Here is a 12,605-nt window from a genome sequence, read left to right as displayed (position 1 = left end):
CGGTCGCGAAAAGCCTTAGAGAATTTCCCGGACGTCGCCGAGCTTGACATTGGTGCCGGTGCCCACGTTGAGCAGCGGCGAACCGGTGGTGCTGGCCACAACGCTTTGCACTTGCGCGTACGACAGCGCGGTCGGATTCACGCTGGTACCGTTGGCCGTGGCCGACACCGAAATGGTGTACTTGCCGTCGGCGACCGTGGCGCCGGCGTCGTCCTTCGCGTCCCACGTCAGTGCCTGCACCCCGGCGTCGAGCGCGCCCGCGTTGACCGTGCGCACGACCTTGCCGGTGCTGTCCTTGATCTCGATCGTGACCTTGTCGGCGCCCGCCGGCAGTTCGAAGCCGAACGGTGTTGCGGTGGTGGTCTTCGTGCCGTCGGTTGCCGTCTGCGTGCCGACGCCGATGCCGTTGCCCGGAACCAGCACGCCCTTGCCGACCAACGCAGCGGCTTGCAGGCTCTGCGTTGAATTGAGCTGGCTCGTGACCGACGAGAGTGTCGTGTTCAGCTGCGTGATGCCGGAGACCGTGCTGATCTGGGCCAACTGCGACGTCACCTGCGAGTTGTCCATCGGATTGAGCGGGTCCTGATTGTTCATCTGCGCGACGAGCAGCTTCAGGAAACTGTTCTGCAGGTCGCCGGCGCCGCCGCTGGACGCGGAGGAACTCGAATTGCTCGCCGTGCCGTTGACCGAATCCAGGAAAGTCTGCGTGAAATTTCCCGTGTTCGACGTATTGATCGTGGCCATCTGTGAGGGGCTCCGCGCGGCCTTACTGGCCGACTGTCAAGGTTTTGAGCATGAGCGTCTTGGCCGTGTTGAGCGCCTCGACGTTGGCTTGATAGGACCGCGACGCTGAGATCATGTTGACCATCTCCTCGACCGGATTGACGTTGGGCATGGTGACGTACCCGTTGGCGTTGGCCGCCGGGTTCTTCGGGTCGTAGATCGTCTTCATCGGCGAAGGATCGTTGACCACGCCGGCCACGCGTACGCCGCCGACATCCGCGCCGGCGACCGGGTTGACCTGGAACACAACCTGCTTGGCGCGGTACGGCTGGCCGTCAGGCCCAGTGACCGATTCCGCGTTGGCCAGGTTGCTGGCGGTGACGTTCATGCGTTGCGACTGGGCAGTCATGGCCGAGCCGGCGACATCGAAAATACTGAGAAGTGGCATCTGGCTTACCCTTGGCTCGTGATGGCCGCCAGCATCGTCTTGATCTGGCCGGAAAGCACCGTCAGGCCGGTTTCATAATGCACGGCGTTGTCGGCAAAATTGACGCGTTCGCTGTCGAGTTCAACGGTATTGCCGTCGACGCTCTGCTGGTTCGGCACGCGGTACAGCAATTCGGGCCCGCCCATGGGGGGCGCCGTGGTGACGCCGCGCCCGGAGATGTGGCGCGAAGACGTGCGCGCGAGCGATACGCTTGACTCGCTGGCCTGCGCAAGCTGGGTGCCACGTTCGACCGCTTGCGTGAGCGCGCTGTTGAAGTCCACGTCACGCGACTTGTAGCCGGGCGTATCGGCGTTGGCGATGTTCGACGAGATGATCTCCTGGCGATAGGCGCGCATGGATAGCGCCTGCTGGGAAAACCGCAGTGCCGCGTCGAGTTTGTCCATCGCCCCGCCTCCATCGTCGTGACCGATCCGTCGGATTACGGACCTTTTAGCATGCGTTGCATCGTATGCTGCACGCCGTCAATTCAATTGCGCGAATAGGCAGGGGTTTGCCTTGCATTTCGACCGTTGGCACTGCAATCGATGCCCCTAGAATGCGACACTGACAGAATTGGGTTGCGTCGCCTGTGCCCCCCGGAGACCGGCGATGCTTCATGGAGAAGGGTCATGGCAGGCACGATTTCGAAGACGCCCACGCCGCTTGCCTCAGGCAAGGCCGGTGGGCGTCCCCACGCGCGCGCGATCCGGCGCGGCATGGCGTGCCTTTGCCTGTTTGCCGTCACGCATACGTTCGCTGCCCCACAGGTGGCCATCGTGAACGCGGCGGGCGTTGCTCCCCAGCCGGCCGTGGCCCCGGTTGCCGCGCCAACATCGGCCTATCAGAATGTCGATACCGTCCGTCAGACGGCCGAGCGCTTCCTGCGCGAGCAGACGACCGGCCTGCCCGGCAAGGTGACGATCACCGTCGGCGAGGTCGTTTCCGAAAAAATGCCCGCGTGCGGCGCCCTGGAACCGTTCCTGCCGCCGGGTGCTCGCCTGTGGGGCACCACGACGGTCGGCGTGCGCTGTGTAGGCGAGCGCGCCTGGACGCTTTACCTGCAAGCGCGCGTGAACGTGATGGCGACGTATTTCGTCGCGGCGCGACAGATCAATCCGGGCGACACCATCGGGCCGACCGACCTGAGCCCGCGTCAGGGCGACCTGACGGTGCTGCCGCGTGCGGTGGCGACCGATGCCGGCCAGATCGTGGGGGCGGTGGCCGTCAACCGGATCACGGCGGGCCTGCCGATCCGTCAGGACTTGTTGCGCAGCGCAATCGCCGTGCAGCAAGGGCAGATGGTCCGCGTGATCGCAAAGGGTGCGAGCTTCGAGGTCAGCACGGAAGGGCAGGTCTTGAGCCGTGCGAGCGCGGGCGATTCGGTCCAGGTACGCATGCGTTCGGGTCAGGTGGTCAGCGGCACGGTGAGAAGCGGCAAGCAAGGCGCCGTGGAAGTCGAGGTTGCGCTGTAAGTAAGTCCTTGCTTTTATTGAAATTAAGGCAGTAGGCCCCGGTTGAAACGCCTGGGACGGCACTAAAGTTATGGCGGATAATGCCGTTACACAGGCAGGTTTCTGGGGAATGCACATGAAAATCGAACCACCCGTCAATCCGTTGACCGGGCTCGGCACGGCCAAGGCGGCGACCGAGCGGACCGGTGCTGCCGGTGGCGCTGCCGGGAATGCGCCAGCGAATCAGCCGTCCGCGACGGAACTGAGCGCGAGCCCGTTGGCGTCGCAGATGCGCGATTTGCAGAAGGCGCTGGCGCAGTCCGGCTCAGCCGACATTGACGTGGCGCGCGTGGCCGAAATCAAGCAGGCGATCGCCGAAGGTCGTCTGTCCATCAATCCGGACAAGATCGCGAGCGGCCTGATCGACACGGCCCGCGAACTGTTGTCCACGCAGAAATCGTCATGACGCAAAGCCTGCTGACCGCCCTCGCCGCCGAAACCGCCGCCATTGTGGCGTTCGGCGCGTTGCTGGCCGAGGAGCAGCAGGCATTGGTCAGCGGCGCGCTCGACGCGCTGCCGGAACTGACGGAGCGCAAGACGCAGGCGGTAGCGAAACTGGCCGAACTGGGCCGCGAACGCGACGCGGGCTTGCAGGCGCTGGGTTACGACACGATGCAGCCGGACGTTGCGGCCATGCAGGCGGCCGATGCGCAGTTGGCCAGGGCATGGCAGGCGCTGTTGGCCGCCGCCGCCGACGCGAAGCACGCCAACGAGACGAATGGCGTGCTGATCCGCACGCGGCTGACGTATACGCAGCAAGCATTGAACGTGCTCTACGGCCCGGCAGAGTCGGCGCCCCTTTACGGCCCCGACGGCCGCACCGCGCCGCGCTCGAGCGGCGGAAGCGTGACGGCGTAAGCGCCGTCAGGCGCACCCGATTTCAGCACATCGCCAGTTTTGCGCTGGCCAGCCGATTCAGGCTGACCCCTTGCTCTGCCGCCTGGGTCGCCAATGCGCGATGCAACGCCGGCGGGATCCTTATCCGAAATTCACCGCTGTACCGGCGCTCCGCAAGCGGATCGGGGATCGGCTCGCCGTCGGCGATCATGTCCTGGACGCATTCGGAAACATCCCACTCCTCATTCGCGGACAGTCGCTTATCCTCACAACTGCAACAAAGCGTGAGTCAATTGTGCCCCCCCGACATGACGCAAGCCTGCTTGTGTACACCATTGGAAGGAGGGGACGATGCGCTTAGTCAACGTCGTAAAGCCAACGCATATCTGCAATCTCGCCTGCGAGTATTGCTACAACGATGATGTAAGAAAGCCGATCATGAGCGATGCGACGCTAAGAAATGTCATCGCCAAGACGATCGACTATGCCAATGCAACACCCGTTGTGAAGGATATTGACTTCATCTGGCACGGAGGAGAGCCTACCGTCGCTGGCATCGATTTCTTCGCGCGTGCCATCCAATACCAATCGGAATGCGACCCCCGTGCAACAGTAACGAATCACCTGCAAACCAACGGGACGCTTCTGAACAAGAAATGGATTCGCTTCCTCAAGCGACATGACTTCAAAATAAGTTTGTCTCTAGATGGTCCGCAAGAAATCAACGATACATATCGGGTTACGCGTGCCGGAATCGGAACGTTCGACAAAGTCATGTCGTCGATCGAGTTACTGAAGCTCGGTGGCTTCCCAGTGGGAATATGTCTCGTGTTGAGTAAGGCCAATATTCATCGTGTCGAAGAGATATACGATTTCCTGGTTTCACATGAACTCGGATTCAACGTAATACCGATGACGATGTCAGGGGCGGCTCGAGATAGATATCAAGATCTTGGCATTAATGCAGACGAATATGCGGATGCGTGGATACGAATGTACGACCGATGGTTTGAATCGCGGGCCGCGTATACGTACTGCCAGGATTTTGTGCTTAAGACTCGAGCAATTCTGTATGGCAAGCCCGCCGATTGCATCAGCATGGCGAATTGCGCCAACTTCAATCTATCGGTCGACCCAGTCGGCGATGTTTATTCCTGCGCGTCACTCTCCGGAAACCTGGCTGCTCGACTGGGTAACATCGACGAAAATTCAATCGGTGGAATTTTAGATGGTCAAAGAGGGCGGGAATTCCGCGCCCGCGACGTTGACGCGCAGTGCGCCAAGTGCAAGTGGCAGCATGTGTGCCACGGTGGGTGCTTATCGCGAGCGTATAAGTTCCACGGAAGTGTTCATACTCGGGACTTCTATTGCCCGGGGCTTTTCCGAATATATGAACACATTGAGTGCAGGCTCGCCGAAAGGGGTATCCACGCCGGACATCCCCATCCATGGCATCTATCGGACGGCCTTGATCCGTCCGTCTTGCCGGTAACTCGAAAAATTTCAAGCGCCCTCCGTGTAATTCCCATTCAATCCATCTGACGAAGAGAGGTGAACATGCCGAAGGAAATAGCGACAGGACTACACAGCCGAGGAATTTGGAGTAATGCGCTACTAGATGCATTCAGCGATACAGCACGGAGTGAGTTCCGTGCCGGAGACCAGATTCCGGAGAGTATCGCCCTTGATCGAAGCCGAACCACCAGTAGCAACTTCTATTGGATCGGCAATGCACATACCTACTTGTTCAAGAAGGAGTGAATTTGCCGCACGTTACTGAACGATGCGACAGATGATTGCTTCAATGCGGCCTCCAATGCAAACGCGAAGGCCGCCGAAGCGTAATGACACTTTGCGCTCAAAGGTCGACCGGACGCGGGCGTCAAAACTGATTCCGCTGCTGGTCGTATTGGCGATGCACGCCGCGATTTTTTGCGCATTGCACCGGGGAATCCCGGTGCACTCGAAAGATCCGACAATGGAGGGATCCATTCGGGTCAGCATTTTGGTGAACGAGAATGCTGGCCCCGATCATCTGCGATCCATTGAAACGCTGAAAGAGCGCGAAGTGCCGGGAAATTCGCACGTGAGCACCGCGCCATCTTTTGGGCCTCGCGCGCTTGAGCAACGGTCGTCAAGCGGTCGGAAAGCAAGCCGGTTGAGTCCACTCCCCTCCAATCGCACGTCGTCACCGAGCATTTCGGGAGATGCAAGCTCTGCGAATTCCGAAAATCGCGGGTCGGATGGACCGAACGCCGGAGCGGATTTGTTGGAATGGCGATCTACCGTCACGGCGGGCGTCATCGGCGCACGCGGCAAAGCCAATTCCACCGCTGAAAACGCGGTTGCCGCAGCGTCAGGAAAGGGCGGAGGATACGACTTTCAACAAGGCTCGGGTGCAAACGTATCCGCGTCAATCGCCAAGGCTTTTGAAAGCGCATTGGGCGCCGGCAGTTCTCCGCCAATGCTAGTAGATAGCCAGACGCTGTCCGATGGAACACGTGTAGAACGATTCTCTACCGGCAGCAGGAACTATTGCGTGAAGATCCCGAATCGGCAATTGAGTATTGATCCATTCAACAAGTCCAATACCGCATTGATGCCGTACAAGTGTTAGCCAACTTATTCTGACTGAGTGAAATGACATGCACCGCACAAGACTGTTCCGCAACGGCAATTCTCAAGCCCTCCAAATTCCTGCGGACTTGGCCTATGAAACAACCGATGTGGAACTTGAGATCGAGCGAGTTGGGGACGAATTACGCATTCACCCGTTAAGAAGGCCGTTGCGAGGCGTTCTGAAGAAATTTGCCAGATTTGATCCGGACTTCATGTCTGACGGGCGTAGCGATCAGGAGCAGTCGGAACGCGAGCCACTGTGATGCCGCGTTTCCAAGCATGCGTCCTCAAGCCCCCGTCCAAGCCCGCTCACGCAGCGTGGCGCGCAGGCGGGAGATGGCCTGGCTATGCAGCTGGCACACGCGGGACTCGCTGACTTCGAGCACCGCGCCGATTTCGCGCAGGTTCAACCCCTGCTCGTAATACAGGCTCATCAAAAGCTTCTCGCGATCCGGCAGCCGCTCGATCGCGTCGACCACGCCGTGGCGCAGCCCTTCGTCAAGCAGCGTCGTCAATGGATCCGCGCCCGGGTCCGCACAAATGCGGTCGATGAACGGTTCTTCATCCGCGGATTCGAAGTCTTCGTAGTAGATCAGCTGGCAGCCATGCACTTCCTGCAGCATCTGCTGATACTCCACCAGCCCCACGGACATCTCGCCCGCGATCTCGCTTTCCGACGGTCCACGCCCGAGCCGCTGCTCCAGCTTCTGCACCGCCTTCTCGATCTGGCGCGCTGTCTTGCGAATGCCGCGCGAGGCCCAGTCCAGTTCGCGCAGTTCGTCCAGCATCGCCCCGCGAATCCGCTGGCTCGCGTACGTCTCGAATTGCGCGCCCTGCGTTTCCTGGTATCGATTGGCGGCGTCGAGCAGTCCGAGCATGCCGGCCTGCACGAGATCCTCGAGCTCGACACTGGCCGGCAACTTGGCCATCAGCTGCAGCGCCAGTCGTCGTACGAGCGGCGCGTACTGCGTCAGGGTGTCGTTGGTGTCGGTTTTGCCGCGCGCGGTATACATAAATCCTCCGCCTCTTCCTTCAGGCCGGTTGTGCCTGGGCGCTCGCGCTCGCGCGATCGCCCAGTGCCGCCGCCGGCAAGGCTTCGCGCGCCGGCAATGGCCAATGCATCACCTGCGCTGCCAACTGACGATATGCCACCGCCGCCGGCGTCATCGGAAATGCCTCGACCACCGTGCGGGTCAGTTGCCGTGCCCGGATCGCTTGCTTGTCCGCAGGCACGTGGCCGGCCAACTCGAGCGAGACTGCCAAATAGCGGCTCGCCGTGCTCGCCAGATTGCGGCAGACAGCCCGCGCATCGATATCCTCCGCGCGATTGACCAGGATGCGGAATTGCGCAAGCGCATATTCGTAGTGCGCCCGCTTGATCCATGAATACGCCCCCGTGATCGCGGCCGGCGACGGCCCCAAGACCACGAGCACGTCATGCGCATGCGCCGCGAGCGGGCTCAGCACCGCATCACTGTGATGACAGTCGAGCACCACCACGTCCGGCTCGCCCGCGGTGATGAACGGCATGACGCGCCCCGCGTCGATCCGCTCCGGATGGCGATGCGCCACGGGCATCAACGCAAACCCGTCGCGCGTGGGCACGCGCACCCGCTCGGCCGAGCAACGGCCGGCCAGCACGTCATTCATGTCGCCACGCACCGGTAAACCGAGCGCCGGCGCGCCATGCCCGCTTTCGTCGACCAACAGCACATCCTGCCCCTGATGGGCCAGCGCGCCAGCCAGATTGAGAGCGACACTCGTCTGACCCGCTTCAGGCACGCTCCCGACCACCGCGACAATGCGCGTGGCATGGCGCGCCACCAGACGACGCAGCCCCTCCGCTTGATCCAGTACGAGCTTAACCAAAGCATGCCTCGCCTGACGTCTGTGCGGACGGCTTGAACAGTCCGCTGTACGAATTATCCACACCGCGCAGCAGCGCCGGCAGGTCGTCCTGGTCCGGCACGAACGGCGACCCGCTGATCGGTGCGGACAGCGCCGTGTCGACCAGGAACTGACGGTCCGCGACGTGCAGGTTTTCCGGCACGCGCTGGCCCGTCGAAATGTAGTGAACCGGCAGACGATGGCGGATGACCGTATCGAGCACCGACCCCAGATTCGTGGTCTCGTCGAGCTTCGTCAGGATGCAACCGGCCAAATCCGCGCCACCCTCCTCGCTCGCGCTGCGATACGCATGCACGACTTCGTTGAGCGTGTCGCCATGACTCGTCGCGTTCAGCAGCAACAGGCGTTGCACCGGCATGTCGGCGCCGCACAGCATCGCCACCTGTTCGGGCACCGTGCGGTCGCGCTGGCTCATGCCGACCGTATCGATCAGCACCATGTGCTTGTTGCGCAACTCGGTCAGCGCCAGGCGCAGGTCGGTCGCATCCTTGACTGCGTGAACCGTCACGCCGAGGATCTTGCCGTAGATGCGCAGTTGCTCGTGGCCGCCGATCCGGTAGCTGTCGGTCGTGAGCAGCGCCAGCTTCTCCGCGCCATGACGCATCACGCAGCGCGCCGCAAGTTTGGCTGTCGTCGTGGTCTTGCCCACGCCGGTCGGGCCCATCAGGGCATAAACGCCGCCGCGCTCCATCATCTCGTCTTCGCTCGCCATGACCGGGAGATTGCGCGTGAGCGCCTGACGCACCCACGCCAGTCCCGACTCGCGTTCGCTGCCTTCAGGCAGATGTTCGAGCAAGGCACGCCCCAGCTGCGCAGAAAAACCGGCAGCAAGGAGCATGCGCAAAATCTCGCCTTGTGCGGGCGAGCGGCGCTGCTTGTCGCTCCACAACAGGCCCGCCACCTGGTCTTCGAGCAGATCGCGCATCGACTGCAACTCGCCCATCATCGACTGCGCCATCTCGGGCGAGATCGATGCGCCGGCGGCCGCCGTCCTTCCCGTTGCCACGACTGGCGCGTCGGGCAGCACTGCCGGACGCGGCGCCACGGACCGGTGGGCGGGGGTTTGACCGCTCGCCAGCTGGTCGAGGTCCGCTTCGGCGAGCGCCACGATTTCGACACCGCCCTCGACCGTGCGGTTGGACAACACGACCGCATCGGGTCCGATTTCCTCGCGAATCTGTCGCAGTGCGTCGCGGCATGTACCCGCAAAGAATTTCCGAATCTTCACGCCTGTCCTCCGATCAATGCCGTCACCTTGATGTTGCGGGTATCGGGCACTTCAGCATATGAAAGAACCTTGAGCTGCGGCAGACTGCGGCGCAAAAAGCGCGACAGCAAAGCCCGCAGCGGATGTTGGACCAGCAGCACCGGCGGCAGACCCTGCCGTTCCTGACGTGCCACGGCAGCTTCGGTCTCACGCAACAGGGTATCGGCAAGGCCCGGCTCCAGGCCGGTGCCGCCGCCGGCCTGCAAGGCCTGCGTGAGGATACGTTCGAGATTGGCGTCAAGGCCGACCACGTTGAGCTCGCCCGTGCCCGGGAACAGGCTCTGCGTGATCGCGCGGCCCAGCGACAGGCGGACCAGCGCCGTCAAGTCGTGCGGATCCTGCACGCGCGCACCGTGTTCGGCGAGCGTGTCGATGATCGTGCGCATGTCGCGAATCGGCACATTCTCTTCGAGCAGGTTCTGCAGCACCTTCTGCAAGGTGGTGAGCGGCACCGTCTTCGGCACCAGATCCTCGGTAAGTTTCGGCGCATCCTTCGTGATGCGGTCGAGCAACTGCTGCACTTCCTGGCGGCCGAGCAATTCGTGCGAATGCCCGTTGATCAGGTGATTCAGGTGCGTCGCCACGACCGTGCCGGCATCGACCACGGTGTAACCGTACGCTTGCGCCTGATCGCGCAGGCCGACATCGATCCACGTTGCGGGCAGCCCGAACGCCGGATCGCGCGTCGGCGTGCCCGGCAGCGACGCGGCCACCTGCCCCGGATCGATGGCAAGCAACTGGCCCGGATACGCATCGCCCTGCCCGATTTCCACGCCCTTGAGCGTGATCCGGTATTGGTTCGGACGCAGTTCCAGGTTGTCGCGAATGTGCACGACCGGCGCAAGGAAGCCGATTTCCTGCGCAAACTTCTTGCGAATGCCCTTGATGCGCTTGAGCAGTTCGCCATCCTGATTACGGTCGACAAGCGGGATCAGGCGATACCCGACTTCGAGACCCAGCGGATCGACGAGCGCGACGTCATCCCAACTTGCTTCGGCCAACTCGGCGGCAGGCGCTGCGGCAGGCGCAACCGGCCGCGCCGCTTGTTCCTTGACGCGCTCGGCACGTTGAAACTGCCAACGCGCCAGATAGCCCAGGCCCACGGCGCCCAACAAGAACGCAACGTGCGGCATCCCCGGAATCAGGCCCATCAGCCCGATAATCGCAGCGGTAATGCCCAGCACGCGCGGATTCGAGAACAGTTGGCTGACCACCTGTTGCCCAACATCCTCGTCCGTGGCGACACGGCTCACGACAACGCCGGCGGCGGTCGAGATCACGAGTGCCGGGATTTGTGCGACGAGTCCGTCGCCGATCGTCAGCAGCGTGTAGTTCTTGGCCGCCATGCCGATGTCGAGACCGTGCTGCGCCACGCCGACGATCAAGCCGCCGACGATATTGATCACCATGATCATGAGGCCGGCCACGGCGTCGCCACGCACGAACTTCGACGCACCGTCCATCGAACCGTAGAAATCGGCCTCCTGTGCGATGTTCGTGCGGCGCTTGCGGGCCTCTTCCTCGCCGATGAGGCCGGCGTTCAGGTCGGCGTCGATGGCCATCTGCTTGCCGGGCATTGCATCCAACGTGAAGCGGGCGCCGACTTCTGCGATGCGGCCCGCACCTTTCGTGATCACCATGAAGTTGATGATCACGAGGATGACGAAGACGACGATACCGACCGCGTAGTTGCCGCCGACGAGAAAATGGCCGAACGCCTCGATCACCTTGCCGGCGGCATCGGGGCCGGTGTGGCCCTGGAGCAGCACGATGCGGGTGGAGGCCACGTTCAGCGACAGGCGCAGCAGCGTCGAGAACAGCAACACACTCGGAAACGCGGCGAAATCGAGCGGCTTTTGGGTGTACATGCTGACGAGCAGCACCATTACCGACAGCGCGATGTTGAAGGTAAACAACAGATCCAGGATGAACGGCGGCAGCGGGAGAATCATCATGCCGAGAACCATGATGATCAGGACCGGTGCGGCGAGCGACTTCAGATTGCCGCCCAGCAGCACCTGGGAGGTGCGCAGCCACTGGTTCGCGCGGGTGTTCATGCGGCATCCCCGCGTTGGGTGGCGCGTTTGGCGCGCCGGGGTTCATCGAATTCGGCCGGCACGGGCAAGGCGTCCGGACGATTGGGTTGCGCGCCGCCTTCCGTGCGCCAGCGGCGCAGTTGGAAGACCCAGGCGAGCACTTCGGCGACGGCAGTGTACAGCGCCGCCGGAATTTCCTGGCCGATCTCCACGTGACGATGCAGCGCACGCGCGAGCGGCGGCGCCTCAAGAATCGGCACGCGGTGCTCGACACCGATTTCGCGAATCCGCTGCGCGACCAGATCGGTGCCCTTGGCGAGCACGCGCGGAGCGCCCATGTCGTCACGGTATTCGAGGGCGACGGCGAAGTGCGTCGGGTTGGTGACAATCACGTCAGCCTTGGGCACGTCGGCCATCATGCGGCGGCGGGCGTTCTGGCGCTGCAACTGGCGGATATGTGCCTTCAGGTGCGGATCGCCCTCCATTTCCTTGTGCTCCTGACGCAACTCCTCGCGCGTCATGCGCAGCTTCTTGTAGTGCTGCCAGAGCTGGAACGGCACGTCCAGCGCGGTGATCAGCAGCAGCGACAACACGATCAGCGCGCAACATACGATCGTCATCTCGCCGACATGCGGCAGCGACGTCTTGGGCGACTGGCTCATGAGACCGAACACGGCATCCTTGTCGCGCGCGATGGCCCAGTACGCAACACTGCCCACGAGGACCGTCTTCAGAATCGCCTTGACGAGTTCCGCGAGACCTTGCGTCGAAAAGACCCTTCCGAGCCCCTTGATGGGGTCGAGGCGGCTGAAGTTGGGGGCCAACGCCTTGCTGGAGAACAGCCAGCCGCCGAGCATCATCGGCGCAGCAAGCGCGGCAAGCGCGATCAGGCCGAGCAACGGGAGGATCGTCAGGAGTGCGTCGCCGCCGGCGCGCACGGCGTGCGCGAGCATGCGCTGCGGGTCCATGGCGGTGGCGGGCTCGAACTGCATGCCCTGGCGCATCAGGAGCGAAAACCCTTCCGAGATCCGGCCGGCGAGCATCCACATGCCGCCGACGCCGGCCGCCAGCAGGGCGAACGTGGCGAGCTCGCGCGAGCGCGCAACCTGTCCTTCCTCGCGCGCCTGTTCCAGGCGCCGGGGAGACGCGGGTTCCGTCTTTTCGAGATCGCTTTCCTCTGCCATGCCCTATCCACAAGGGGCGGAGAGACCCACCCC

General features: G+C 62.6%; 15 protein-coding genes and 1 pseudogene. 7 read left to right on the top strand and 9 right to left on the bottom strand.

The features are described from left to right. Nucleotides 1–15: 15 nt before the first annotated feature. The 3 genes from flgD to flgB are packed head-to-tail and all read right to left on the bottom strand — an operon-like array spanning nt 16 to nt 1,614. A complete protein-coding gene (gene flgD / locus PTE30175_RS14785; RefSeq protein WP_150697816.1) occupies nt 16–744 on the bottom strand; it encodes a flagellar hook assembly protein FlgD in 729 nt (242 codons plus the stop codon). 22 nt (nt 745–766) lie between these two features. Then, on the bottom strand, nt 767–1,171 hold the full coding sequence (gene flgC, locus PTE30175_RS14780) for a flagellar basal body rod protein FlgC (RefSeq protein ID WP_150697815.1): 405 nt from the start codon (nt 1,169–1,171) through the stop codon (nt 767–769). A gap of 5 nt (nt 1,172–1,176) precedes the next feature. Then, a complete protein-coding gene (gene flgB, locus PTE30175_RS14775) occupies nt 1,177–1,614 on the bottom strand; it encodes a flagellar basal body rod protein FlgB (protein WP_150697814.1) in 438 nt (145 codons plus the stop codon). A 225-nt stretch (nt 1,615–1,839) separates the two neighbouring features. Here flgB and flgA point away from each other — a divergent pair, with 225 nt between their 5' ends. The 3 genes from flgA to PTE30175_RS14760 all read left to right on the top strand — a co-directional run bounded on the left by flgA (nt 1,840) and on the right by PTE30175_RS14760 (nt 3,579). Beyond that, nucleotides 1,840–2,682, top strand: a complete 843-nt coding sequence (flgA, locus tag PTE30175_RS14770; protein WP_191629072.1) for a flagellar basal body P-ring formation chaperone FlgA — start codon at nt 1,840–1,842, stop codon at nt 2,680–2,682. Between the two features lie 115 nt (nt 2,683–2,797). Next, nucleotides 2,798–3,127, top strand: a complete 330-nt coding sequence (flgM, locus tag PTE30175_RS14765; RefSeq protein ID WP_150697813.1) for a flagellar biosynthesis anti-sigma factor FlgM — start codon at nt 2,798–2,800, stop codon at nt 3,125–3,127. Next, nucleotides 3,124–3,579 (top strand): flagella synthesis protein FlgN, encoded by a 456-nt coding sequence (locus PTE30175_RS14760; RefSeq protein ID WP_150697812.1) that lies wholly within the window; start codon nt 3,124–3,126, stop codon nt 3,577–3,579. The genes flgM and PTE30175_RS14760 overlap by 4 nt, the downstream gene beginning before the upstream one ends. 22 nt (nt 3,580–3,601) lie before the next feature. Here PTE30175_RS14760 and PTE30175_RS14755 read toward each other — a convergent pair. Beyond that, nucleotides 3,602–3,790, bottom strand: a pseudogene (locus PTE30175_RS14755) (toxin-antitoxin system HicB family antitoxin); the annotation flags it as partial. Nucleotides 3,791–3,909: 119 nt separating this feature from the next. Here PTE30175_RS14755 and dynA point away from each other — a divergent pair. The 4 genes from dynA to PTE30175_RS14740 are packed head-to-tail and all read left to right on the top strand — an operon-like array spanning nt 3,910 to nt 6,440. After that, nucleotides 3,910–5,100 carry a dynobactin maturation radical SAM/SPASM protein DynA gene (gene dynA / locus PTE30175_RS14750; protein WP_150697810.1) on the top strand — a complete coding sequence of 397 codons (1,191 nt, stop codon included), beginning with the start codon at nt 3,910–3,912 and terminating at the stop codon, nt 5,098–5,100. A gap of 15 nt (nt 5,101–5,115) precedes the next feature. Beyond that, nucleotides 5,116–5,319: a dynobactin A family peptide antibiotic gene (gene dynB / locus PTE30175_RS29240; RefSeq protein ID WP_420819638.1), complete on the top strand. Its 204-nt coding sequence runs from the start codon at nt 5,116–5,118 to the stop codon at nt 5,317–5,319. A 31-nt stretch (nt 5,320–5,350) separates the two neighbouring features. Further along, nucleotides 5,351–6,175 carry a hypothetical protein gene (locus PTE30175_RS14745; RefSeq protein ID WP_150697809.1) on the top strand — a complete coding sequence of 275 codons (825 nt, stop codon included), beginning with the start codon at nt 5,351–5,353 and terminating at the stop codon, nt 6,173–6,175. A gap of 28 nt (nt 6,176–6,203) precedes the next feature. Next, nucleotides 6,204–6,440, top strand: coding sequence for an antitoxin (locus PTE30175_RS14740; RefSeq protein ID WP_150697808.1), 237 nt, complete (start codon nt 6,204–6,206; stop codon nt 6,438–6,440). 24 nt (nt 6,441–6,464) lie between these two features. Here the strand turns inward: PTE30175_RS14740 and PTE30175_RS14735 are convergent, their stop codons facing one another. Genes PTE30175_RS14735 through flhB form a run of 5 tightly spaced genes read right to left on the bottom strand, consistent with a single transcriptional unit; the run spans nt 6,465 to nt 12,572 of the window. After that, on the bottom strand, nt 6,465–7,190 hold the full coding sequence (locus tag PTE30175_RS14735; protein WP_150697807.1) for an RNA polymerase sigma factor FliA: 726 nt from the start codon (nt 7,188–7,190) through the stop codon (nt 6,465–6,467). A 19-nt stretch (nt 7,191–7,209) separates the two neighbouring features. Next, nucleotides 7,210–8,046 (bottom strand): MinD/ParA family ATP-binding protein, encoded by an 837-nt coding sequence (locus PTE30175_RS14730; protein WP_150697806.1) that lies wholly within the window; start codon nt 8,044–8,046, stop codon nt 7,210–7,212. Continuing rightward, nucleotides 8,039–9,313, bottom strand: coding sequence for a flagellar biosynthesis GTPase FlhF (gene flhF / locus PTE30175_RS14725; RefSeq protein WP_150697805.1), 1,275 nt, complete (start codon nt 9,311–9,313; stop codon nt 8,039–8,041). The genes PTE30175_RS14730 and flhF overlap by 8 nt, the downstream gene beginning before the upstream one ends. Then, nucleotides 9,310–11,409, bottom strand: coding sequence for a flagellar biosynthesis protein FlhA (flhA, locus tag PTE30175_RS14720; RefSeq protein ID WP_150697804.1), 2,100 nt, complete (start codon nt 11,407–11,409; stop codon nt 9,310–9,312). Before flhA ends, flhF begins: the two co-directional genes overlap by 4 nt. After that, nucleotides 11,406–12,572, bottom strand: a complete 1,167-nt coding sequence (gene flhB, locus PTE30175_RS14715) for a flagellar biosynthesis protein FlhB (RefSeq protein WP_150697803.1) — start codon at nt 12,570–12,572, stop codon at nt 11,406–11,408. Before flhB ends, flhA begins: the two co-directional genes overlap by 4 nt. Between the last annotated feature and the right edge of the window lie 33 nt (nt 12,573–12,605).

The sequence above is a fragment of the Pandoraea terrae genome, assembly GCF_902459695.1.
In the GTDB taxonomy this organism is placed as follows: Bacteria; Pseudomonadota; Gammaproteobacteria; order Burkholderiales; family Burkholderiaceae; genus Pandoraea; species Pandoraea terrae.
This window is presented reverse-complemented; position numbering and strand designations above follow the sequence as displayed.

What these genes read in the sequence shown, in the direction of transcription:
- flgD (WP_150697816.1), bottom strand. Translation starts at nt 744, where the DNA reads ATGGCCACGATCAATACGTCGAACACGGGAAATTTCACGCAGACTTTC.
- flgC (WP_150697815.1), bottom strand. Translation starts at nt 1,171, where the DNA reads ATGCCACTTCTCAGTATTTTCGATGTCGCCGGCTCGGCCATGACTGCC.
- flgB (WP_150697814.1), bottom strand. Translation starts at nt 1,614, where the DNA reads ATGGACAAACTCGACGCGGCACTGCGGTTTTCCCAGCAGGCGCTATCC.
- flgA (WP_191629072.1), top strand. Translation starts at nt 1,840, where the DNA reads ATGGCAGGCACGATTTCGAAGACGCCCACGCCGCTTGCCTCAGGCAAG.
- flgM (WP_150697813.1), top strand. Translation starts at nt 2,798, where the DNA reads ATGAAAATCGAACCACCCGTCAATCCGTTGACCGGGCTCGGCACGGCC.
- PTE30175_RS14760 (WP_150697812.1), top strand. Translation starts at nt 3,124, where the DNA reads ATGACGCAAAGCCTGCTGACCGCCCTCGCCGCCGAAACCGCCGCCATT.
- dynA (WP_150697810.1), top strand. Translation starts at nt 3,910, where the DNA reads ATGCGCTTAGTCAACGTCGTAAAGCCAACGCATATCTGCAATCTCGCC.
- dynB (WP_420819638.1), top strand. Translation starts at nt 5,116, where the DNA reads ATGCCGAAGGAAATAGCGACAGGACTACACAGCCGAGGAATTTGGAGT.
- PTE30175_RS14745 (WP_150697809.1), top strand. Translation starts at nt 5,351, where the DNA reads ATGATTGCTTCAATGCGGCCTCCAATGCAAACGCGAAGGCCGCCGAAG.
- PTE30175_RS14740 (WP_150697808.1), top strand. Translation starts at nt 6,204, where the DNA reads ATGCACCGCACAAGACTGTTCCGCAACGGCAATTCTCAAGCCCTCCAA.
- PTE30175_RS14735 (WP_150697807.1), bottom strand. Translation starts at nt 7,190, where the DNA reads ATGTATACCGCGCGCGGCAAAACCGACACCAACGACACCCTGACGCAG.
- flhA (WP_150697804.1), bottom strand. Translation starts at nt 11,409, where the DNA reads ATGAACACCCGCGCGAACCAGTGGCTGCGCACCTCCCAGGTGCTGCTG.
- flhB (WP_150697803.1), bottom strand. Translation starts at nt 12,572, where the DNA reads ATGGCAGAGGAAAGCGATCTCGAAAAGACGGAACCCGCGTCTCCCCGG.